This window comes from Kocuria soli, assembly GCF_003797835.1.
Classification (GTDB): Bacteria; Actinomycetota; Actinomycetes; order Actinomycetales; family Micrococcaceae; genus Kocuria; species Kocuria soli.
Genome location: NZ_RKMF01000002.1, coordinates 161,899 through 183,738, shown reverse-complemented (window position 1 = coordinate 183,738; position 21,840 = coordinate 161,899). Strand labels below are relative to the sequence as shown.

The 21,840-nt window shown below is 68.2% G+C and carries 19 protein-coding genes; 6 read left to right on the top strand and 13 right to left on the bottom strand.

The window, feature by feature from the left end:
* Positions 1-22: 22 nt before the first annotated feature.
* Both EDL96_RS02410 and dtd read right to left on the bottom strand, forming a co-directional pair.
* Entirely contained in the window at positions 23-1,441 is a 1,419-nt protein-coding gene (locus EDL96_RS02410) for a replication-associated recombination protein A (RefSeq protein ID WP_233568622.1), read from the bottom strand.
* Positions 1,442-1,488: 47 nt separating this feature from the next.
* Positions 1,489-1,983: a D-aminoacyl-tRNA deacylase gene (gene dtd, locus EDL96_RS02405; RefSeq protein WP_123824088.1), complete on the bottom strand. Its 495-nt coding sequence runs from the start codon at positions 1,981-1,983 to the stop codon at positions 1,489-1,491.
* A gap of 59 nt (positions 1,984-2,042) precedes the next feature.
* Between dtd and EDL96_RS02400 the strand changes: the two genes are divergently transcribed.
* The gene (locus EDL96_RS02400) at positions 2,043-2,684 is read left to right on the top strand and encodes a phosphatase PAP2 family protein (protein ID WP_123824085.1); all 642 of its coding nucleotides are present in this window, start codon (positions 2,043-2,045) and stop codon (positions 2,682-2,684) included.
* Positions 2,685-2,740: 56 nt separating this feature from the next.
* Here the strand turns inward: EDL96_RS02400 and aspS are convergent, their stop codons facing one another.
* Positions 2,741-4,525: an aspartate--tRNA ligase gene (gene aspS, locus EDL96_RS02395; protein WP_123824082.1), complete on the bottom strand. Its 1,785-nt coding sequence runs from the start codon at positions 4,523-4,525 to the stop codon at positions 2,741-2,743.
* A 180-nt stretch (positions 4,526-4,705) separates the two neighbouring features.
* Between aspS and EDL96_RS02390 the strand changes: the two genes are divergently transcribed.
* Together EDL96_RS02390 and EDL96_RS02385 are read left to right on the top strand one after the other, a co-directional pair.
* Complete coding sequence (locus EDL96_RS02390) at positions 4,706-6,094, top strand: APC family permease (RefSeq protein ID WP_233568621.1); 1,389 nt, start codon at positions 4,706-4,708, stop codon at positions 6,092-6,094.
* Between the two features lie 183 nt (positions 6,095-6,277).
* Positions 6,278-6,616, top strand: a complete 339-nt coding sequence (locus EDL96_RS02385; protein ID WP_123824079.1) for a hypothetical protein — start codon at positions 6,278-6,280, stop codon at positions 6,614-6,616.
* On the opposite strand, the gene hisS is transcribed toward EDL96_RS02385, so the two are convergent.
* A complete protein-coding gene (gene hisS, locus EDL96_RS02380) occupies positions 6,603-7,955 on the bottom strand; it encodes a histidine--tRNA ligase (RefSeq protein ID WP_123824076.1) in 1,353 nt (450 codons plus the stop codon). The two genes, EDL96_RS02385 and hisS, sit on opposite strands and share 14 nt — an antisense overlap.
* 245 nt (positions 7,956-8,200) lie before the next feature.
* Between hisS and EDL96_RS02375 the strand changes: the two genes are divergently transcribed.
* The 3 genes from EDL96_RS02375 (at position 8,201) to EDL96_RS02365 (ending at position 11,132) form a co-directional block, all read left to right on the top strand.
* A complete protein-coding gene (locus EDL96_RS02375) occupies positions 8,201-9,703 on the top strand; it encodes a DUF349 domain-containing protein (RefSeq protein WP_233568620.1) in 1,503 nt (500 codons plus the stop codon).
* Positions 9,704-9,778: 75 nt separating this feature from the next.
* The gene (locus tag EDL96_RS02370; RefSeq protein WP_123824070.1) at positions 9,779-10,471 is read left to right on the top strand and encodes a hypothetical protein; all 693 of its coding nucleotides are present in this window, start codon (positions 9,779-9,781) and stop codon (positions 10,469-10,471) included.
* 190 nt (positions 10,472-10,661) lie between these two features.
* Positions 10,662-11,132: a VOC family protein gene (locus EDL96_RS02365; RefSeq protein WP_158609463.1), complete on the top strand. Its 471-nt coding sequence runs from the start codon at positions 10,662-10,664 to the stop codon at positions 11,130-11,132.
* 100 nt (positions 11,133-11,232) lie between these two features.
* Here the strand turns inward: EDL96_RS02365 and EDL96_RS02360 are convergent, their stop codons facing one another.
* The 9 genes from EDL96_RS02360 to EDL96_RS02320 all read right to left on the bottom strand — a co-directional run bounded on the left by EDL96_RS02360 (position 11,233) and on the right by EDL96_RS02320 (position 21,836).
* Entirely contained in the window at positions 11,233-13,548 is a 2,316-nt protein-coding gene (locus EDL96_RS02360; protein WP_123824290.1) for a RelA/SpoT family protein, read from the bottom strand.
* A 268-nt stretch (positions 13,549-13,816) separates the two neighbouring features.
* Positions 13,817-14,869 carry a protein translocase subunit SecF gene (gene secF, locus EDL96_RS02355; RefSeq protein WP_123824064.1) on the bottom strand — a complete coding sequence of 351 codons (1,053 nt, stop codon included), beginning with the start codon at positions 14,867-14,869 and terminating at the stop codon, positions 13,817-13,819.
* Positions 14,869-16,725: a protein translocase subunit SecD gene (secD, locus tag EDL96_RS02350; protein WP_123824061.1), complete on the bottom strand. Its 1,857-nt coding sequence runs from the start codon at positions 16,723-16,725 to the stop codon at positions 14,869-14,871. The genes secF and secD overlap by 1 nt, the downstream gene beginning before the upstream one ends.
* Positions 16,726-16,859: 134 nt before the next feature.
* Positions 16,860-17,333 carry a preprotein translocase subunit YajC gene (gene yajC / locus EDL96_RS02345; RefSeq protein ID WP_123824058.1) on the bottom strand — a complete coding sequence of 158 codons (474 nt, stop codon included), beginning with the start codon at positions 17,331-17,333 and terminating at the stop codon, positions 16,860-16,862.
* 202 nt (positions 17,334-17,535) lie between these two features.
* Complete coding sequence (gene ruvB, locus EDL96_RS02340) at positions 17,536-18,615, bottom strand: Holliday junction branch migration DNA helicase RuvB (protein WP_123824055.1); 1,080 nt, start codon at positions 18,613-18,615, stop codon at positions 17,536-17,538.
* A 2-nt stretch (positions 18,616-18,617) separates the two neighbouring features.
* Positions 18,618-19,298 carry a Holliday junction branch migration protein RuvA gene (gene ruvA / locus EDL96_RS02335; protein ID WP_123824052.1) on the bottom strand — a complete coding sequence of 227 codons (681 nt, stop codon included), beginning with the start codon at positions 19,296-19,298 and terminating at the stop codon, positions 18,618-18,620.
* 188 nt (positions 19,299-19,486) lie between these two features.
* Positions 19,487-20,125, bottom strand: a complete 639-nt coding sequence (gene ruvC / locus EDL96_RS02330; RefSeq protein WP_267900133.1) for a crossover junction endodeoxyribonuclease RuvC — start codon at positions 20,123-20,125, stop codon at positions 19,487-19,489.
* Between the two features lie 10 nt (positions 20,126-20,135).
* Positions 20,136-20,897 carry a YebC/PmpR family DNA-binding transcriptional regulator gene (locus tag EDL96_RS02325; protein ID WP_123824049.1) on the bottom strand — a complete coding sequence of 254 codons (762 nt, stop codon included), beginning with the start codon at positions 20,895-20,897 and terminating at the stop codon, positions 20,136-20,138.
* A 144-nt stretch (positions 20,898-21,041) separates the two neighbouring features.
* Entirely contained in the window at positions 21,042-21,836 is a 795-nt protein-coding gene (locus EDL96_RS02320) for a type 1 glutamine amidotransferase (protein WP_123824046.1), read from the bottom strand.
* Between the last annotated feature and the right edge of the window lie 4 nt (positions 21,837-21,840).

Below are 21,840 nucleotides of genomic sequence, written 5' to 3'. Positions count from 1 at the left end.
GGCCCGTGTACTCCAGCTGGTGCTACGTACCCGGCCGGATGATCTTCCGTAGGCGGTCGACGCGCGCCGCCAGGTCCCGGTCGTGACCGTAGGCGGTGGGCCGGTAGTAGTCCCGGCCGACCAACTCGTCCGGTGGATACTGCTGAGGCGCCACCGCGTTGGGGGCGTCGTGGGCATAGACGTAGCCCTTGCCGTGACCGAGTTGCTCTGCACCCTTGTAGTGGGCGTCCCGCAGGTGCATGGGGACCGGCCCGGCCTTGCCGGCGCGCACATCGGCAATCGCCTCGTTGATCGCCAGGTAGGACGCGTTGGACTTGGGTGCCGTGGCGAGCAACGTGGTCGCCTGCGCCAAGGGGATGCGGCCTTCCGGCATGCCGATCAGTTGGACGGCCTGGGCCGCGGCCACCGCCGTCTGCAGCGCGGTCGGGTCCGCCGTGCCGATGTCCTCCGAGGCGGAGATGATCAGTCGGCGCGCGATGAACCGGGGGTCCTCCCCCGCTTCGATCATGCGCGCCAGGTAGTGCAGTGCGGCGTCGACGTCGGATCCGCGGATGGACTTGATGAACGCGGAGATGACGTCGTAGTGCTGGTCGCCGTCGCGGTCGTAGCGCAGCACGGCACGGTCCATGGCCTCGGTCGTGTGCTCGACCGTGATGACCGGCGGTTCGACGTCGGGCTCCTGCTCCCCCGCGGCGGCTGCAGCCTCGGAGAGTGCGACGGCGGCCGCGGCCTCCAGTCCCGTGAGGGCCTTCCGGGCGTCCCCACCGCACAGTTCCAGGAGGTGTTCGCGTGCCCCGGGGTCCAGGCTCACCTCACCGTTGAGGCCGCGGCCGTCCAGCACCGCGCGGTCCAGGAGTTCCCCGATGTCCTCGGGTTCCAGTGGCTGCAACGTGAGCAGAAGGGACCGGGAGAGCAACGGTGCGATGACGGAGAACGACGGGTTCTCCGTGGTGGCGGCCACCAGCACCACCCAACGATTCTCCACCCCGGGCAGCAGCGCGTCCTGCTGGGCCTTGGTGAAGCGATGGATCTCGTCCAGGAACAGGACGGTGGTCCGTCCGTGCAGGTCCCGGTCCGTCAACGCCTGGTCCATGACCCGGCGAACGTCCTTGACCCCCGCCGTGATCGCCGAGAGTTCCACGAACTTCCGGTGCGGCCCACGGGCGATGACGTGCGCGATGGTGGTTTTCCCCGTCCCGGGCGGTCCCCACAACATGATGGAACTCGGCCCGGCCGGTCCCCGGTCCGCTCCGGCCAGGACCTGCAGTGGCGACCCCGGCTTGAGCAGGTGCTTCTGCCCGACGACCTCTTCCAGTGACCGCGGGCGCATCCTCACGGCCAAGGGCGCGGTGGCGCGGTTGGCCGTCGTGACTCGTGCGGCCTCCGTTGCCGGCGCGTCCCGTTCGTCTCCCGGGTCCATGTCGAATAGCGAACTGCTCACGGGAACAGGCTATCGGCTGGTTCGGACAGCCCCGTGGGCAGCGGAGATCATCCCCGGCGCGGCCGGTTGAGCTCCTCCGAGTCCAGGATCACGGTGACGGGGCCGTCGTTGACCAGGTCCACCTGCATGTCGGCCCCGAACTCACCGGTCTGCACCGTGAGCCCCACCGAACGCAGGTGCCGGACGTAGTGTTCGACGACCGGTTCGGACACCGGGCCCGGTGCCGCGTGGGACCATGACGGTCGCTTCCCGCGTCGGCAGTCCGCGTAGAGGGTGAACTGGCTGACCGCCAGCACCGGAGCGTCCAGGTCCAGACAGGACGCCTGTTCCCTCTCGGTGCCCTCCGGATCGGTGCCGGTGAGGATCCGCAGGCCCGCGGTCTTCTCGGCCAGCACGACAGCGGTGGATTCGTCGTCGCCGTGGGTGACCCCCACCAGGGCCACCAGACCGGGACCGGTGATGCTGCCCGTGCGTCGTCGGGACCCGTCCGGGTCCAGGACGGTCACGGAGGCTGAGCTGACGCGTTGCAGGATGACTCGCACGGGACCAGTTCATCACGCGATGTTGTGTTCGGTGTGCACCGAGCGCCTAGCATCCTGGCATGACCACCCGAGCAGCATCGCCGCAGGACACCGCAGTAGACCCCGCGCCGAACCGCTGGGCGACGCTGGTCGCCAAGCGCCTGTCCCCCGCAACGCTCGGCGGGGTGCTCTTGGGCACGGCCGGGCTGGTGGACAGCGGCTGGTGGGGCCTGATGTGGGCCGTCATCACCGCCGCGGTGGTGCTGGTGCTGCCCATGACGGTGCTGATCGTGCTGGCGCGCCGGGGCATCGTCGACACCCGCTACGTCCGGAACCGAGAGCACCGCTTCCCGGTCTACATCGGCGTGTGTGTGCTGATCCTGGGCACACTCGCGGCCCACTACGTCTTGGGGCCCGTGCTGGGCATCCCCTTCTCAGTCACCCTGACCGCCGCCTTCCTGTTCCTCGGCGTGGTGGTCGTCATGCTGGTCACGCTTCGGTGGAAGGTCTCCGCACACACGGCCATGGCAGCCGTCTTCGCGGTTGCGATCCCGTTGCTGGTGGCGGGGTGGCTGGGGGCCTTCACATGGGTCGTTCCCGTGGCGGTGGCCTGGTCACGCATCCGCACGGGCGACCACACCTACTGGCAGACGGTGGTCGGGGCCTGGATCGGGGTACTCATCGGAGGCTTCTACGGCCTGGCCTGGCACGCGATGATCTGACGACGACGGCACCCGGGCGGGTGCCCAGGTGCCGTTCGCGTGATCTCAGGTGGTTCTCATTCCGCCTTGGCCGTCGGCTGCGCCTTCTCGGGCTTGGCGTCCACACCGGCTTCCTTGCGCTGCTGGGCCGTGATGGGCGCGGGTGCCGCGGTCAGCGGGTCGTAGCCGTTGCCGGTCTTGGGGAACGCGATGACCTCGCGGATGGAGTCGCTGCCGGCCAGCATGGCCACCGTGCGGTCCCAGCCCAGGGCGATGCCACCGTGCGGGGGCGCGCCGAAGGCGAAGGCGTCGAGCAGGAAGCCGAACTTCTCCTGTGCTTCCTCCTCGGACAGGCCCATGACCTTGAACACGCGGTCCTGGACCTCGCGCTGGTGGATACGGATCGAACCGCCGCCCAGTTCCACGCCGTTGCACACGATGTCGTAGGCGTAGGCCAGTGCTTCCCCGGGGTTCGTGTCGAACGTGTCCAGGAACTCCGGCTTGGGCGAGGTGAAGGCGTGGTGCACCGCCGTCCAGGCCCCTGCGCCGACGGCGACGTCGCCCGAGGCCACGGCGTCCGAGGCGGGTTCGAACATGGGAGCGTCGACCACCCACACGAAGGCCCAGTCGCCGTCCTTGATCAGACCGGTGCGGTGCCCGATTTCCACGCGGGCCGCACCCAGCAGGGCGCGGGAGGGCTTGGCCTCGCCTGCCGCGAAGAAGATGCAGTCACCCGGCTTGGCACCCGTGGCCTCGGCCAGGCCGGCCTTCTCCTCGTCGGTGATGTTCTTGGCCACGGGACCCGTGAACTCGCCGTCGTCCTTGAGCAGGATGTAGGCAAGGCCCTTGGCGCCGCGCTGCTTGGCCCATTCCTGCCAGGCATCCAACGTACGGCGGGGCTGGGAGGCTCCACCGGGCATCACGACGGCGCCGACGTACGGCGCCTGGAAGACCCGGAACGGGGTGTCCTTGAAGTACTCGGTCAGGTCGGTCAGTTCCAGGCCGAAGCGCAGGTCGGGCTTGTCTGATCCGTACTTCTCCATGGCCTCCGCGTAGGTCATGCGGCGGATGGGCGTGGGGATTTCGACGTCGATGAGCTTCCACAGCTCGGTGACCAGTGCTTCGCCCAGCTCGATGACGTCGTCCTCCTCCACGAAGGAGGCCTCGATGTCCAACTGGGTGAATTCGGGCTGCCGGTCGGCACGGAAGTCCTCGTCGCGGTAGCACCGCGCGATCTGGAAGTACTTCTCGAGCCCACCGACCTGCAACAGCTGCTTGAACAGCTGGGGCGACTGCGGAAGTGCGTACCACGAACCGGGCGCCAGCCGAGCCGGGACCAGGAAGTCACGAGCACCTTCGGGCGTGGAGCGGGTCAGGGTGGGGGTCTCGACCTCGAGGTAGCCGCGGTCGTGCAAGAGGTTCCGGGCCACCCGGTTGACCTCGGACCGCAGGCGCATGATGCGCGCGGGCTCGGGACGCCGCAGGTCCAGGTAGCGGTACTTGAGGCGGGCTTCCTCGCCCACCTCCACGTGCTCGTCGATCTGGAACGGCAGCGGGGCCGCGGTGTTGAGCACGGTCAGCTGGTCCACCAGGATCTCGACCTCGCCGGAGGCCAGGTTGGGGTTCTCGTTGCCCTCGGGGCGGCGCTCGACCTTGCCCGTGACCTGCAGGACGTACTCGTTGCGCAGATGGTCGAAGTCGTCCTCGTCGCGCACCACGACCTGGGCGACGCCCGAGGCGTCACGCAGGTCCAGGAATGCCACACCGCCGTGATCGCGGCGCCGCGCCACCCAGCCTGCGAGCGTGACGGTCTGACCAATGTGCTCGGCGTTGAGTTCACCGAGGGTGTGAGTGCGCAGCACCTATGACGTCCTTCATGTCGAGTTCTGTAGGGAGTCGTCCCGGCGACGGCGCCCCCGCGCCGTGGTTCGCGGGGTGTGTTCACCGTGGGTTCATCGGACGGCCCTAGATTGACCGTGCCCGAGTCTACAGATCACTTCCCACCGCCGGAGCGCCACCGGCCCTCACAGCCCGGGAGCACCGTGCCGTTTTCCTCACACCACGACCACGCCCCCGCCCGCCCGGACGACGGCGCCGACGCCGGACCCGGAACCCCCACGCAGCTCGAACGGCGGCTGACACTCGGGGACGCCACGGTGATCGGGGTCGGTTCGATGCTGGGCGCCGGTGTGTTCGTGGCCTTCGGACCGGCAACCGCCCACGCGGGTGAATGGCTCCTGGCGGCCGTGGCACTGGCCGGTGTGATCGCGTGGTGCAACGCCACCTCCACCGCCCAGCTGGCGGCCCGGTACCCGAGTTCCGGAGGGACGTACGTCTACGCAACGGAAAGGCTGGGGGCCTGGGCAGGGTTCACGGCGGGGTGGTGTTTCGTGTCCGGCAAGACGGCTTCGGCCGCTGCCATGGCCATGACCGTCGGCCTGTACGCCGCACAGGCGGCTGCTGCCTGGATCCCCGGTCTGGACCACGGCACCTGGGCCCGGGCCGTTGCCGTCGTCGCGATCCTGGGCCTGACGGCCGTGAACCTCGGCGGTGTCACCAAGACGGCCGCAATGACGCGGTGGCTCGTGGCTCTCGTGCTGGTGGTCCTGTTCGCGGTGGCGCTCGCCCTCGTCCTCGGGTTGGCCGGGTCCGGTCCGTTCCCGTTCGCTCCGGAGGCAGGGACTGCACCGGAACCCTCTCCCGCGGGTGTGGCCTCGGCCGCGGGGCTGATGTTCTTCGCCTTCGCGGGGTACGCGCGGATAGCCACGATGGGTGAGGAGGTCAAGGATCCACAACGCAGCATTCCTCGCGCCATCCTGGTGGGTCTGGCCTTCGTCCTGGTCCTCTACCTGCTCCTGGCCGGGCTCCTCCTGGCCACGCTCGGGCCGGCGCAGCTGGCCGCGACGGACACGGCCTTACTCAGCGCTCTGCAGGCTTCCTTGGCGGCTTCAGGAGTGCCGGAGTCTGCCCGGTCCGTAGCGGCGGGGGTGGTCGTCGTGGGCTCAGCGGCGGGTGCGTTGGGGGCCTTGTTGGCCTTGATCGCGGGAATCTCGCGCACGGCCCTGGCCATGGCCCGACGTCGCGACCTCCCGAGCTACCTCACGGCGGTGTCCTCCCGGAGCGTGCCGTGGGCCTCCGAACTCACGACGGCGGTCCTGGTCCTGGCGCTGATCCTGCTGACGGACGTCCACACAGTGATCGCGTTCTCGTCCTTCGGGGTCCTGCTGTACTACGCCCTGGCGAATCTCTCCGCGCTCACCATGACGCAGCGGCCCCGGTGGGCACCACGCGCCGTCAACGCGCTGGGACTGTTGGGGTGCCTGGTGCTGGCGTTCGCGCTCCCCTGGACCGCCGTCGCAACAATGCTCGCGGTGATCGCGGTGGGCCTCCTGGGTCGGATAGTGTTCCGCGCAATCATCAGGGCGAGCTGAGGAGCACGGGCGGCAGGACGACGTCGGCCGGTGAGGGTGGCCGGACCCCGGGTACGCCGAGCCGGTGCGACGCTCACGGCAGCTGTCCTCCTCGGCGTCGTGTCCTGCGTGAGCGGATGTTCTTCGAACAGCCCGGAGCCGAGCCCGACCCCGACGCCCCCGTCGAGTCCCACGGTCGAGCAGTTGCCGGGGCGCAGCCAGTCCTTGGACCTCGAAGTGGGAGAGAAGGCGTACATCGACCTCGGTGAGGTCAACATCGGGGTCGGTGACACATGGGGAGCAGCCGGTGACTTCGATCAGGAGGTCGTGTCCACCGACGTGGATCACCAGAACTGCGGGGACGCCCCTGGATCTCCTTGCACCGGGCCCAATTCCTTCGTCGTGGAAGGGCTCTCACCGGGCAGCACGACGGTGAACCTTCAGTACTGTTTCCGGTCGGAGATCGAACTGGGATGCCCCGGCGGCGTGGAACCGGACGCGAAGACGCGGGAGCCGATCGTCCTCGAGGTCACTGTGCATTGACCACCCGAACCGCCAGATCCTCCGTCGGAGGAGTCCAGGTCCGCGGGTCGGCCGCCACCTGCTCCCCGGAGCGGATGTCCTTGACCTCGTGGGTCACCGCACCGTCGTCGTTCACCGAGGAGAACCACACGAACGGGATGCCGCGCTTGTCCGCGTACCTGATCTGCTTGCCGAACTTCGCGGCGCTGGCCGAGACCTCGCAGGCAATCCCGCGGGAGCGCAGTTCGGTGGCCACGTCCTGGGCCGCGGACCAGGAGTCCTCGTCCGTCAGGGACACGAGAACAGCGGTGGGAACGGCGCGGGAGGCCTCGGCCAGGCCCTGCGACAGGATGCGAGAGACCAGACGGGTCACGCCGATGGACAGGCCCACACCGGGGTAGGTCTTCTTGCCGGTGCTGGCCAGGGACTCGTAACGGCCACCCGAGCAGATGGAGCCGAGTTTCTCGTGGCCGACCAGGACGGTTTCGTAAACGGTGCCCGTGTAGTAATCCAGCCCACGGGCGATCGAAAGGTCCGCGACGACCCGACCCGGGGCGCGACGCACGCATTCGGCGATCACCTCGCCCAGCTCCGCCAGGCCTTCCTTGAGCAGGTCGTCCTGCACGCCCAGCGCCCGGACCTGGTCCACGAAGCTCGTGTCCTCGGCCCGGATGGAGGCCAGCTGCAGGGCGGCATCGGCCTGCTCGGCGGTGGCCCCCACGTGCTCGACCAGGTTCGCGGCGACGGCGTCGCGGCCGATCTTCTCCAGCTTGTCGATCTCCCGCAGGACCGCCGGGGCGTCGGTCAGCCCCACGCCGCGGTAGAAACCCTCGGCGAGCTTACGGTTGTTGACCCGCAGCTTGAACTCGGGCAGCGGCAACTTGCTGAGGGCGTCGATCATGACCAGGGCGAGTTCGACGTCGTACCGGAACGGGAGGCTGCCGTCCCCCACGACGTCGATGTCGGCCTGGGTGAACTCGCGGGCCCGCCCTTCCTGCGGTCGTTCCCCGCGCCAGACCTTCTGGATCTGGTAGCGGCGGAACGGGAAGTTCAGGTGACCGGCGTTGTCCACGACGTAGCGCGCGAAGGGCACGGTGAGGTCGAAGTGCAGCGCCAGTTTGCCTTCCTTTGCGACGGCCGCTGCCTCCTCGTCCTCGGCCAGGCGGGAGATGCCGTAGACCTCCTTGTCGATCTCACCCTTGCGCAGCAGTTGTTCGACGGTCTCCACGGCGCGGGTCTCGATCGAGGAGAAGCCGTGCAGTTCGAAGGTCTCCCGCAACGTGTCCAGCATGTGCAGCTCCACGAGTCGCTCCTGGGGAAGCCACTCGGGGAAACCGGACAGGGAGGTCTTGGAAGCCATGGGGACGTGTCTCCTGGTAGGGGGTCGAGAGTCGGGACCATAGTAGGCCCGCCCCGTGCCGATCGCCGTCGGGCCCACTCGCGCTTCAGCGGTGCCTTCGACGTGCGGCGGTGACCCGTGACTACCATGGTTCCCGTACAGCGCTGCGGGACGCGTCCCGTAGCCCCACGACGAGCTGCCGGACGCACCCGTTCACCGCACCAGGTGAACTGTCGCGGGTCGGCACGAGTGAAAGAGTTTCAGCGGTGACCGAACGTCTCGAATCCGACGACCAGAACCAGCCTCAGGTGCCCACGCCCGCGGCGGTGAAGCCCTCGGGGGTCAAGCCCTCCATCGTGAAGTCGCACCCCACGGCCCCGGGATCCTCCGTCCCGGCTCCGGCGCCGGCGGCGGCCCCCTCCGGCGCGGAAGCCGGTGGCAGTGCCCTGGAGTCCCTGACCTCGGAGCAGTTGGAAGCCGCGCGCCCGTTCGGTGAGGTGACCGAGGACGGCCACGTTTACGTCCTGGTCAAGGGTGGGGCCACCGCCGACGGCGGAGAGGCCGAGGGCGGAGCGACCGAGACGGAGAAGGTCCTGTGCGGTCAGGTGCCCGATGTTCCGGCGGACGAGGCCCTGGCGTATTTCGTGAAGAAGTTCGAGGAGGCCCGTACGCTCGTCGACGTTCTGGAACAGCGGGTGGAGGCGGGCAACGCCTCCTCGGACATGAACCGCAACGCCGACCACGTGCTGGCCCAGCTCTCCGAGCGGAAGCTGGTCGGCGACATCAAGGCGCTGGAGGCCCGCCTGGAGGCCCTTCGGCCCCGGATCGCGGAGCTCGAGGCGGAGCACAAGCGCGCCACCGAAGCCGCGAAGGCCGAGCACTTCGCCCAGCGGGATGCGATCGTGCAGGAGGCCGAGAAGATCTCGGGCCAGGACCCGCAGAAGATCCAGTGGAAGCAGTCCTCGGCCCGGATGGGTGAGCTGTTCGACCAGTGGAAGGCCCACCAGAAGTCCGGTATCCGGTTGTCACGCAAGGACGAAGAGGCGCTGTGGAAGCGTTTCCGTAACGCCCGCACGACCTTCGACCGGCACCGTCGGGCCTTCTTCTCCCACCTGGACGAGACCAATGCCGAGGCCAAGCGCGCCAAGGAGCGGCTGATTGCCGAGGCCGAGGCGCTGCAGACCTCGACCGACTGGAACGTCACCGCGGGCAAGTACCGCGACCTCATGGATCGTTGGAAGGCATCTCCGCGTGCCTCGCGGCGGGACGACGACGCCCTGTGGGCCAGGTTCCGCGCCGCTCAGGACGTCTTCTTCGACGCCCGGAAGGCCGCCAACGAGCAGGTGGAGCAGGAGTTCGAGGAGAACCTCAAGCTCAAGCAGGAGCTGGTCGAGGAGGCCAAGCAGCTGCTCCCGGTGACGGATGTTCGCGCGGCCCGCAAGAAGCTCTCCGGAATCCAGGACCGTTGGGATGCCATCGGCAAGGTTCCGCGGGCCCATTTCAAGCGGATCGAGAACGAGTTGCAGGCGGTCGAGGAGGCGGTACGGGATGCCGACTCCGGTCACCGGGCCAAGAAGGTCGCCTCCGAACCCGAGGTGCGCTCGAACGCCCTGTTGACCCAGGCGGAGGACAAGGTCACGGAGCTGCAGGCACAGGTCGAGGCGGCTCAGGCCGCCGGTGACAGCACCAAGGTGAAGAAGCTCGGTGGGGAGTTGCAGAGCGCCGAGGCCATGCGCGACATGATCAAGCGTTCGGCCGCCGGGATCTGAGCGGCCCCTGGCTCGGTCGTCCACAGGACGCCAGGGGTTCTTCCAGGTCCGGACACCACGGGGTTCGATGGTCACATGACCGTCGAACCCCGTTGCCTTTCCGCCCCTCCGCTGGGCTCGGGATCGCCGTGGTGCCCGGGAACGCCGTGGTGGCCGGGGCCGCCCGTGGTGGCCAGAGATGTTCTGTGGAGCCCGGACGACGGTCGCGGAGTGGGCCCGGCCGAGGTGGCGTCCATGGCCCGGGAAGGGCTGATCACACCTTTGCTCGGCCCCGTGTTCGTGACGGCCGGGGTGCCTGTGACGCGAGAGATCCGCGCGGAGGGTGTCCGCATGGTGACCTCCGCCGGTGTGAACACCACCGGGGTCTTGCACCGTGACGCCGCCGCATGGTTCCACTCGTGTGCTCCCGCCCCCGAGATGCTGTGGTTCATGGTCCACCGCAGACACAGGACCACCATGCGCCCGTCACCGGTCGGGGCTGCGATCCCCTGGTGCGTGCGTCAACTGGTCTATCCACCGCAGGACGTCGACCGGTTCCACGACATCCAGGTGACCACGCCCCTGCGTACCGCCGCGGACCTCGCCTGCTGGGATCACCCCGCCGCGGAGACCCCGCTGCGGCTCCTGCTCTCGGCTCCGCATCTGGCGGTGGACCCGGGCGCCGTCGTCGCCGTGCTGCGCAACCTGCCCCGCCTCCCCGGACGGGCCCGCGGCGTGATGCGCGTACGTCGCGTCTGCCGTGCCCTGGGCCTGGACGTTCCGGACTAGCGGTACTCACCGAACCTCCTATTCCCAAACTCGGCACCGAGATCGTGCCCGGGCCTTCCGGGGTCGGTAACCGAGCATCGCGTCTACCTTTTCCCCCATGGACGTTGCCGCCGCGCCGCCGCCGTCCTACGGTGGAACCGAGCGTCCAGCTCGGGCAACCGTGCCCCCACCGGCCCGAGAGAGGAACACCATGTCTGCATGCCGCACTTGCTTGTCCCTGGATCGTGAAAAGGCGGTCGCGGCCGCCGAACTGTGGACGTCGCTCGCGCCCGACTCCCGTATCGAAAAGGTCATCGAGCTCGACGGCCCGAACGATCCCGTGGTCATCGACCTGACGATCGCGGGCACGCCGTACCAGATCCTCGGCGCCCCGCACATGGGAGACCCGACCATGGCGTCCTCGTTCTTCCTGACGGTCGCCGACCAGACCGAGCTCGACCGTTTCTGGGACGGGATCCTCGCAGCCGGCGGCGAGGAGCTCGAGTGCTCGTGGATCCGCGACCCGTACGGCTTCTTCTGGCAGGTGGTCCCCCAAGTCCTGACCGATGCGATGCTCGGTGAGGATGCCGCCGTACGTCAGGCCGCAGTCGAGGTGGTGTGGACGCAGCGCCGCGTAGTGGTCGCCGAGGTCGAGAAGGCCGTCGAGGCGTCTCGGAGCTGACCCCTCGCACGCCTGAGGGCGAGGAGCGCCCGCCGCAGGCCGTATCGTCGCCCTTCCCGACAGGGATACCGAAACCGAGCAGGTTGCCGTCCCGGAGTAATCAGGCCAAGGACCGCGGGGTGTCCGGCAGGCGCTGCTGGGCGGAGGTCCGGTAGACGTCGTACACGCCATCGATGTTGCGGACCTGGTTGAGCACGTGGTCCAGGTACCGGGCGTCCCCCATCTCGAAGGAGAAACGGGAGATCGCCAGGCGGTCGGAGGACGTGTGCACGTTGGCAGCCAGGATGTTCACGTGGTTCTCGGAGAGCACGCGGGTGACATCCGAGAGCAGCTTCTGCCGATCGAGCGCCTCGACCTGGATCTCGACCAGGAACACCGAGGACTGGGTTGGCGCCCAGTGCACGGGCACCATCCGCTCGGAATCACCCTGATTGCGCATGTTCGCACAGTCCGTGCGGTGGACCGAGATGCCCTGGCCGCGGGTCACGAAACCGATGATGTCGTCCGGGGGAACGGGTGTGCAGCACCGGGCGAGCTTGACGTAGACGTCGCTGGCACCGTCGACGGCGACCCCGGAGTCCGCGATGCCCTGCCGCACCGGCCTGATCGCGGAGGTGTTGTCCACCAGGTCCTCGACCGAGCCCTCCGCACCACCGGCGGACTCCACCAGCAGGTCGATGACCTCCCGGGAGGAGACCACCTCGTTGCCGATCGCCTCGTAGAGCGCGGTGATGTCCGACTTGTTCAGCTGCTGGGCGACCGAGACCAGGCCCTCCTGTGTCACGGTCCGCTGCAAGGGCAGGTGGTGCTTGCGCAGCGCGCGGGTCAGCGCCTCCTGGCCGCGGGTGATGGCCTCCTCGCGGCGTTCCTTGGAGAAGTACTGCTTGATCTTCGACTTGGCGCGGGGCGAGGAGACGAACTTGAGCCAGTCCTGGGACGGGCCCGCACCTTCGGACTTGGAGGTGAGAACCTCCACCCAGTCCCCGTGCTGGAGGGTCGAGGACAGCGCCACCAGCTTCCCGTTCACGCGCGCACCGATGGTCTTGTGCCCCACCTCCGTGTGCACCGCGTAGGCGAAGTCGACGGGCGTCGACCCCGCGGGCAGGGCCATGACGTCCCCGCGCGGGGTGAAGACGTAGACCTCTTTGGTGTCGATCTGGTACCGCAGGCTGTCCAGGAACTCGGTGGAGTCCTTGGTCTCGTCCTGCCAGGACACCAGGGACTTGAGCCAGCCCATGTCCCCGGAACTGGCCTTGGGGGTCTCTCCGGCCCCGCCCTGTTTGGCGTGGTCCTTGTACTTCCAGTGCGCGGCGACGCCGTACTCGGCGCGGCGATGCATCTCGTGGGTGCGGATCTGGATCTCGACCGGGCGCCCACCGGGCCCCAGCACCGTGGTGTGCAGGGACTGGTACATGTTGAACTTCGGCATGGCGATGTAGTCCTTGAACCGCCCCGGCAACGGACGCCACCGGGCGTGCAGGGAACCGAGTGCCGCATAGCACTCGCGCACCGAGGACACCAGGACACGTACGGCCAGGAGGTCGTGGATCTCGTCGAAGTCCTTACCGCGCACGATCATCTTCTGATACACGGAGTAGTAGTGCTTGGGACGGCCGGTGATCACAGCCTCGATCCCGGACTCCGCCAGGTCCTCGGCCACCAGAGCCCGGATCTGGGCCAGATTGCGTTCCCGTTGCGGTTGGCGTTCGCCGACCATGCGCACGATCTCGTCGTAGATCTTGGGGTAGAGGGCCGCGAAGGACAGGTCTTCGAGCTCCCATTTGATGGTGTTGAGCCCCAGGCGGTGGGCCAGCGGGGCGAAGATCTCCAAGGTCTCGCGTGCCTTCTTGGCCGAGGATTCCTGCGAAACGAAGCGCCAGGTCCGGGCGTTGTGGAGACGGTCGGCCAGTTTGATCAGGAGTACGCGGATGTCACGGGCCATGGCCACGATCATCTTGCGCACGGTCTCCGCCTGCGCGTGTTCGCCGTACTGGACCTTTTCGAGCTTGGTCACGCCATCGACCAGATGAGCCACTTCCTCACCGAAATCGGCGGTGAGGTCGTCCAGCGTGTAGTCCGTGTCCTCCACGGTGTCGTGCAGCAACGCGGCGACCAGGACCGGACCGGTCATGCCGAGTTCGGCCAGGATGGTGCTCACCGCCACCGGGTGGGTGATGTACGGGTCACCGCTCTTGCGCTTCTGCCCTTCGTGCTGCCGATCAGCCACGGCGAACGCGCGCTGCAGGACGCTGAGATCCTCCTCCGGGGCGTTCTCCCGGACCGTACGCAACAGCGGTTCGATCAGGGGCGAGCGTGAAATGGATGCCCCCGACAGATAGGACAACGCGGAGCGGGTGCGCTCCGAGCGCCCGGGGAACACGGGACGTCCGAACACCGGACGGGAGGCCGGAACCACACCGTGCGTACCGGGGCTGCCGACGCGCGGCCGGTACTGACCCGGCGCCGGGGAGGTCGACTGTTCCGGGTCAGGTTGGGTCCGGGGAGCCTGGTTCTCACCGCTGTTCGCCCCGGCGTCGGGCCCGGAACTTCCGCCCGGACCGGGATGGAGAGTGTTGTGGTCCACGTCCGCCTCCTTCAGCTCATCCGCACCGGTGGCGCCGGGTCAGGCCCGGAGCAGTTTCCGTAACGGATGAATACCAATTCTAGGGGCGTCCCGCTCGCGTTCAGGCCGTTGACGCTCCGGAACGCCCACGGCCTGAGACCGCACGGTCGGGTCCGTCGCCGCGAGCGGCACGGTCAGCGGCCTCGCGATCCTGCTTCCGTACGGCGGGTTCCATGCCCCGCAGCGCGGCGTACACCGGCGTCGCAACGAACAGCGTGGCCAGGGTGCCCCACACGATGCCCACGAACTGGGCCAGGGCGAGGTCCTTGAGCGTGCCCGCACCCAGCAGCGCGGCGCCGATGAACAGGATGGCCCCGACCGGGAGGAGGCCCACCACGGACGTGTTGATCGAACGCACCAGGGTCTGGTTGGCGGCCAGGTTGATCTGGTCCGAGAAACCCTTGCCCGCCCTGGGTTGCGGCGCGGTGCCGTCGAGCACGCCCTTGGTGTTCTCCCTGACCTTGTCGAAGACCACCACCGTGTCGTACAGCGAGTAGGACAACACGGTCAGGAACCCGATGATCGCCGAGGGCGTGACCTCGAAACCGATCAGGGAGTAGGTGCCCACCGTGAGGGCAACCGTCACGAACACACCGGCCATGGAGGCCAGAGACATCTTCCAGGTGCGGAAGTACAGGGCCATCATGATCGCCGTGAGCCCCAGGAAGATCGCCAGTCCGCGGATCATCTGCTGGGAGATGCCGGCTCCCCAGGTGGGCCCCACGAAGTTGGAGGCGACCTGGTCCTCGGAGACGTCGTAGGCCTGAACCAGAGCGTCGCGGACGGCCAGGGTCTTGTCGTCGTCCAACTGCTCGGTCTGCACGCGTACCGTGCCGGGGGCGATGTTGGTCACCGTGGACTGTCCGTCGTGCCCGGTGTCCGCGACGGCCTGTTCGCCGGGCTCCACGCTGGCGTCGGACACGTCCGAGACCACAAACTCCGAGCCACCGGTGAAATCGATGCCGAGGTTGAAGCCTCCGCGCACCACCGGAATCAGGGCCGAGATGACCACCAGGACCGCTGCGATGCTCAACCACAGCCGGCGTCTGGGAACGAACGGGAAGGACTTCCGTCCGCTGTAGAGATCGTTTCCGAAATCAGCGAAGCGTGACATCAGACCTCCTCGTTGGTGTCGGCGGCCTCGCGGCGGGCGCGTCGTCGTCGTTCGGCAAGGGTCAGGCCGTCGTCCACCCCGGTCGGCACGGCGCGGGCGGCCTTGGTGCGGGACCGGGCAACCGATCCGTCGTCGGAGTCAGGAGACTGTGCTCCCGGCGCGTCGACGACGTCGGAGTCGGCCTGGGTGGACCCGGAGGCCGGATCCAGGTCCTCGGGGGTCCGGAACTTTCCGCCACCGCGGTAGAAGGGCATGGCGTCGAGGGCCTTGGGATCCAGACCAGACCCAGGGCTGCCCTGCCCGAAGTACCGGGTCCGGGAGAGGAACACCATGACCGGGTGGGTGAAGAAGAACACGACCAGCAGGTCGATCACGGCCGTCAGTCCCAGGGTGAAGGCGAAGCCCCGCACGTTGCCGACCGCCACGAAGTACAGGACCACGGAGGCGATCAGGTTCACGGCCTTGGAGGCCAGGATCGTCTGCTGGGCGCGCTTCCACCCGTGGTCAATAGCCGCCGGAATCGTGCGCCCGATCCGGACCTCGTCACGGATGCGCTCGAAGTAGACGATGAAGGAGTCGGCGGCCATGCCGATGGCCACGATCAGACCGGCGACACCGGCCAGGGACAGCCGGTAGTTCAGTCCCCACCCGAGCAGCGTGATGGCCAGCCAGGACATGATGCCCAAGACCACCAGCGAGATGATGTTGACCCAACCGAGCCACTTGTACTGGATGATCGACCACAGCGCCACGAGCCCCAGCCCGATGAGGCCAGCGATGATGCCCATGCGCAACTGGTCGGCGCCGAGGGTCGCGGAGATCTGCTGCTCGGAGGCGATCGAGAAACTCACCGGCAGGGAGCCGTAGCGCAACTGTTCGGACAAGAACGCGGCCGAGTCCTCCGTGAACTGGCCCGTGATCTGGGCCTTGCCGTTGGGGATCACCGCGTCCATCGTCGGCGCCGAGATGACCTCACCGTCCAGCAGGATCGCGAACTGGTTGCGTGCGTCGCCGGGGCTGGTCTGGCCGATGTTGTAGAGCCGTTCGGAGAGCGACTCGAAGGTCTTGGTGCCTTCCTCGTTGAACTGCAGGTCCACGCCCCACTGACCGGACGTGGTTCCGCCCTGCCCCTGAGCCATGCCGTAGCTCGAGTCGGAGATCTCCGTGCCGGCGATTTCCACGGGCCCCAGGATGTACTTGGCGCCCTCCTGCGGCCCACAAGCGACGATCGCCTTGTCCGTGGGCTGGGCAGCCCGTTCCTCCGGCGTCTGCGGCTGCGTGCAATCGGTGGACTCGTACTCCTTCATGAGATCCGCAGTGATCCAGTTGGTGTCCGAGGAGTCCTTTGGGTCCTCCGTGGGCTTCGGGAGGTCCTCCTCCGCGGTGCGCTGATCCTCCGGAACGGCTTCGGCGGCGCCCGTCAGCAGCACGGGCCGGAAGGACATCTCCGCGGAGGTCTGGATCAGTTCACGCGTGGCCTGGTCCGGGGTGCCGGGCATGGACACCACGATGTTGGACCCGCCCTGGGTGGTCACCTCGGCCTCGGAGACACCGGAGCCGTCGACACGCTGGCGGATGATCTCGACCGCTTGGTCGAGCTGCTCCGGGGTGATCTCCTTGCCTTCCTCCTCCCCCTGCAACCGCGGGGTGAGGACCATCTGGGTTCCACCTTCGAGGTCCAGCGCCAACCGCGGGGTCCAGTTGGTGCTCCCCCGGCCCGCTCCCCAGGCCAACAGCCCGATGAGAACGATCAGGATCACGACCAACCCGATCAGGGACGCACGCGCCGTGCTCAACGCACGCGAGACCTCGGTGCGGTTCTTCGAGCCCGGAGAGCTCTTGGTGGACGATGCCATGGGCAAGTACCTCGGATGATGTGCTGCTAGGACGTACTGATGAAGACCGGAATCCCGGGGTCATGCACTCCAGGAGCCCGGTCACGACAAAGCGTCCACCGGGCGGGAATCCCGATGGACGCCGAGTCAAGCGGTCACTTGTCGTCGGTGCTGGTGGCGCCGCCGTCGTGGTCGCGGTCGCTGCCACGGTCGGCACGGTCCTCGCGATCCGCTGTGGGGTCGACGGCGGACTCCCCCGCGGCCCCTGCCGATTCGTCGACGACGGTCGAGAGGGTCTGGAGGTGAACGGTCACCTGCGTGTTCGGGGCGATCTCCAGGACGGCTTTGACGGCGTCCTTGTCGATGCTCACCACGCGACCGTACAGACCGTAGCTGGTCATCACCTGGGTTCCGGGAACCATGCGCGACTGCTGGTCCTGGAGCTTCTGCTGCTGCTTGCGCCGGTTGCGGGAGGTGAACCAGAACATCGCCACCAGCAGGGCCAGCATCACGCCCAGGAACAGGAACTGACCGGGACCGCCGGTCGTCTGCTCCGCCGCGGAGAGGCTGGTTTCGGTCTGGGCCACGACCTGGGGCGTGAGCTCGGGCGTGATGAGGGCGGAAAGCACTCGGTCTCCTGGTTCCACAGCGTGTTCGCTGCATCGATGTCGGCCGACGCGATCACTGTGCGCCAGTCCGTCGGCCCGGTCAGGGCCTGTGTGGCGACCACCCTCTGAAGGCGGTCATCACAACATGGTAGGTGACGACCGTCCCACGGGCCCGGTCCCTCGGGTGCCCGGATGTCGTCCGTCGACGTGTACCGAGCGCCGGTCACTCCTCCGTGAGGTCCAGCGCCTGCCGGACGGCGGGGTCCCCGAAGGCCGCGTGCTCGGGAACCGCCAGCCCCAGGTGCTCCCAGGCGGCCGGCATGGCGATCCGGCCCCGCGGGGTACGGGCAAGCAGGCCCTCGCGGACCAGGTACGGCTCGGCCACCTCTTCGACGGTCTCCGTCTCCTCGCCCACGGCGATGGCCAGTGTGGACAGACCCACGGGACCGCCCCCGAAGTGTTTGACCAGGGCTTCCAGGACGCCACGATCCAGGCGGTCAAGGCCGCGGGAGTCGACCTCGTACATTTCCAGTGCCGACGACGACGCCCGCGCGTCGATGCGCGAGACCCCGTGGACCAGAGCCCAGTCCCGGACTCTGCGCAGGAGTCGGTTGGCGATACGCGGTGTGCCGCGGGAACGAGAGGCCACTTCCTGGAAGCCCTCCGTGGAGAGATCCAGGTCCAGCAGGCCCGCGGAACGGCGCAACACGGACACGAGTTCGTCGACCGAGTAGAACTCCAGGTGTCCGGTGAAGCCGAAACGATCGCGAAGCGGTCCCGGGAGCAGCCCGGCGCGCGTCGTGGCGCCGACCAGGGTGAACGGCGGGAGGTCCAGGGGAATCGAGGTCGCACCGGCCCCCTTGCCCACCACGATGTCCACGCGGAAGTCCTCCATGGCCATGTAGAGCATTTCCTCGGCGGGGCGGGACATCCGGTGGATCTCATCCAGGAACAGCACCTCGCCCTCGGTGAGGGAGGACAGGATGGCGGCCAGATCGCCGGTGTGCTGAATCGCCGGTCCGGAGGAGATGCGCAGCGGAGCGCCCATCTCCTCGGCGATGATCATGGCCAACGTGGTCTTGCCCAGGCCGGGCGGTCCGGAGAGCAGCACGTGGTCGGCCGTCCTCCCCCTCAGCTTGGAGGCCTCGAGGACCAGTCCGAGCTGGCGCCGGACGCGGGGCTGACCCACGAAGTCGTCGAGGGTCCCCGGCCGCAGCGCGGCTTCGACGGTCTTCTCGTCGGGTTCGGAGCCGGAGTCGACCAAGCGGTCCCGGCCGTTGACGGATGCGCGGTCACCGACCATGCTCAGGCGCCCTTTCCGGCGGGACGGGAGGAGTTCTGGGCCGGGTTGTGAGTGGATGAGGTCGAGGCGCGCGCTCCGAGCCACGCGAGGACCGTGCGCAGAATCAGGGAGACGTCACCCCCGTCGGCCAACTCCTCGCGACCTTCCAATGCGTCGTCGATGGCCGAACCCGCGTCCTTCTCGTTCCACCCGAGACCGACCAGGGCCTCCGTGACCTGCAACCGCCACAGGGGCTGCTGCGGTCCGGCCGGTGTCGCCGACGTCGTCGGGCCCGGGTCCGCGGGGACCAGCTTGTCCGCGAGCTCCAGGACGATCCGCTTGGCGCCCTTGGGGCCGATGCCCGGAACCGCGGTGAAGGCCTTGGGGTCCCCGGTGGCGATCGCGGTGCGCACGTCGTCCGGGCCCAGGGTCGCCAGGACGGCGAGGGCCGTGCGCGGGCCGATCCCGGACACCCCGAGCATGGTCTCGAAGACGTCCTTCTCGTCGGCGGTTGCGAACCCGAACAGCAGGGGCGAGTCGTCCTTGCGCGCCACGTAGGTCGTGGCCAATCGGGCCTCTCGGCCCTCGTGCAGGCCGGCGACGGTGGACGGACTGACCTGGATCTCGAGACCCAGGCCCTGGACGTCGACAACGACGGTGTTCAGTCCCTTGTGCAGGACGGCCCCGCGTACAGCCGCAATCATCCGTGTCTCCTCCGGCAAGTCGAACATGTGTACTAGTCGACGGCCAGCGTAGCAGCGGTGCCGCGGCGCGGGAGGGTTCCACGCCGCGCGTGGCCTCACCGCCGAGGCTCAGCGGTGAGTGGCGCAGCCGCGGACGGCTCATCGGCGGATGGTGCGGCGGCGGATGGTGCGGCGGCGGATGGTGCGACTCAGCCGCCGCGTCGAGCCCGCTGTTCCGCCGCCTTCCACGCTTGCTGCGCGGGAGTCAGGCCACGCCCCTTGGTCGCGCTCAGCCGCGAGAGCCTGGTCTGGGCGCCCTGGTGGGTCGCGGTGGCGGCTTGGGCGTCGTAACCGGAGCCCACGCCGCTGCGCCAGCCGTGGCAGATCGCGATCGCGATCGCGTCGGCGGCATCCGCGGGCTTGGGGGGCTCCTGGAGTTTCAGGATCCGCACCACCATGCGGGTCACCGCCGCCTTGTCCGCGTTCCCGTCACCGGTCACCGCGGCCTTGACCTCGGACGGGGTGTGCCAGGCCACCGGAATCCGACGGCGCGCGGCCTCCGCGATCACCGCCCCGGAGGCCTGGGCGGTGCCGACCACCGTGGGGGCGTTGTTCTGCGCGAACAGTCGCTCGATGGCCAACGCGTCCGGCTGGAAACGTTCCATCATGGACTCGGCCGCCTCGGCGATGCTGAGGATGCGGCGTTCGAGCGGTTGGTCGGGCGTGGTGCCCTGCACCTCGTGGTGCAACCACTCGACGCCGCGGTTGGCCCGCATCCGGACCACGCCGAAACCGCAACGGGTCAGACCGGGGTCCACGCCCAGAATGATCTGTTCGGCGGCGCTCACCGGGTGACGCTCAGTCCTGGTCCTCGAGCTGTGCCATGACCTCGGGAGAGATGTCCGCGTTGGAGTACACGTTCTGGACGTCGTCCAAGGCCTCCACGGCGTCCGCCAGGCGCAGGAACTTGGCAGCACCCTCCGCGTCCAGCTCCACCTTCATGTTCGGCCGGAAGACGGGGTCGTCGTTGTTGTACTCCAGACCGGCTTCCTCCAGGGCGGTACGGATCGCGGGAAGATCGGTGGCCTCGGAGACGACCTCGAAGACGTCGTCCTCCTCCACGACTTCCTCGGCACCGGCGTCGAGAACGGCCATGAGCACGTCGTCCTCGGTCAGGCCCCCGGACTTGGCCACCTCGGCCACGCCCTTGCGTTCGAACATGAAGGACACGGAACCCGAGTCCGCCATGGTGCCGCCGTTGCGGGTCACGGCCACCCGGACCTCGGAGGCCGCGCGGTTCTTGTTGTCCGTCAGGCACTCGATGTAGAGGGCCGAACCCTGGGGACCGCGGGCCTCGTAGAGGATCTCCGAGTAGTCGATGACCTCGCCCGTCAGACCGGCACCGCGCTTGATGGCGCGATCGATGTTGTCGTTGGGCACGGAGTTCTTCTTGGCCTTGGACACGGCCAGGTCCAGGGCGGGGTTGCCCGCGGTGTCCGGCCCGCCCTGACGTGCCGCGACCTCGATGCCCTTGATGTACTTGGCAAAGGCCTTGGCGCGCTTGGCGTCAATGGCAGCCTTCTTGTGCTTGGTCGTGGCCCATTTGGAGTGACCTGACATGAATGCCTCCTGTCGGAACTTCCCGCCGGGAAGTTCTCGCATCGTTGTTCGTGGTCCCGCTGGGTGCGCCGCGGGACCGGCCGGAAAATCCGCGGATCAGTCTAGTCGCCGCTTTCCCGGGACCGTGGGTCGGGGGCGCACGGGTCAGCGCGGACGGTTCCGTGCGACCTCGCGCGCCTTCTGCGACAGCGTGTCGTTGAGGGGTTCCAGGGTCTCATGTGAGTACCTCCGGCGGACCGCGGTGGCAATCAGGTGATCGGCCAGGACGGGGTTCTTGGGCAGCAAGGACCCGTGCAGATAGGTGCCGATGACCTCGTTGGTCACCGCGCCCTCGGTTCCGTCCTCGCCGTCGTTGCCGTCACCGGACACCACCCGGCCCAACGGCTGCTGCCCGTCGGCCAGGCGGGTCAGGCCCGAATGGTTCTCGTAACCGATGATCGTTCCGAACTTCTCCGACTCGGTCACGATGTTGCCGATCAGCCTGGTCTCGCCGCCGACCGTGGTGAGGTCGAAGATGCCGATACCCGGCAGGACCTCGCCCCCGATCGTGCGGAATTCGTGGCCAAAGAGCTGGTAGAGGCCACAGATCGCCAGCATCGGGACGCCGTCGGCCACCAGTTCGTACATGACGGGCTTGATCTTCTGCAGGTCCTCCATGACCCGGAACTGTCCGGAGTCCTGTCCCCCGCCGCCCACGAACAGGTCCGCGTCCGCGGGGAACGAGTCCCCCGGATTGTAGTCGGTGAGCTGCACGGCGTACCCGCGCTTCTCCAACCGCCGTTTGAGGGTCAGCGTGTTGCCCCAGTCCCCGTAGATGTTCATGTCTCGCGGGTAGAGCTGGACCAGGTGGATCTCTCCACGTCCGCCCGGTTCCACGGCGTCCACGGCGGGAACACCGTCCTCGGGTGCCGTCGGGAATGTGGGTGTGGTGGTGGTCATGGTG

Coding starts and splice junctions, on each gene's coding strand:
- ruvA (WP_123824052.1), bottom strand. CDS start 19,298: ATGATTGCGGCTGTACGCGGGGCCGTCCTGCACAAGGGACTGAACACC.
- secF (WP_123824064.1), bottom strand. CDS start 14,869: ATGTCACGCTTCGCTGATTTCGGAAACGATCTCTACAGCGGACGGAAG.
- EDL96_RS02320 (WP_123824046.1), bottom strand. CDS start 21,836: ATGACCACCACCACACCCACATTCCCGACGGCACCCGAGGACGGTGTT.
- hisS (WP_123824076.1), bottom strand. CDS start 7,955: ATGGCTTCCAAGACCTCCCTGTCCGGTTTCCCCGAGTGGCTTCCCCAG.
- EDL96_RS02370 (WP_123824070.1), top strand. CDS start 9,779: ATGACCGTCGAACCCCGTTGCCTTTCCGCCCCTCCGCTGGGCTCGGGA.
- EDL96_RS02400 (WP_123824085.1), top strand. CDS start 2,043: ATGACCACCCGAGCAGCATCGCCGCAGGACACCGCAGTAGACCCCGCG.
- EDL96_RS02325 (WP_123824049.1), bottom strand. CDS start 20,897: ATGTCAGGTCACTCCAAATGGGCCACGACCAAGCACAAGAAGGCTGCC.
- ruvB (WP_123824055.1), bottom strand. CDS start 18,615: ATGGTCGGTGACCGCGCATCCGTCAACGGCCGGGACCGCTTGGTCGAC.
- secD (WP_123824061.1), bottom strand. CDS start 16,725: ATGGCATCGTCCACCAAGAGCTCTCCGGGCTCGAAGAACCGCACCGAG.
- EDL96_RS02365 (WP_158609463.1), top strand. CDS start 10,662: ATGTCTGCATGCCGCACTTGCTTGTCCCTGGATCGTGAAAAGGCGGTC.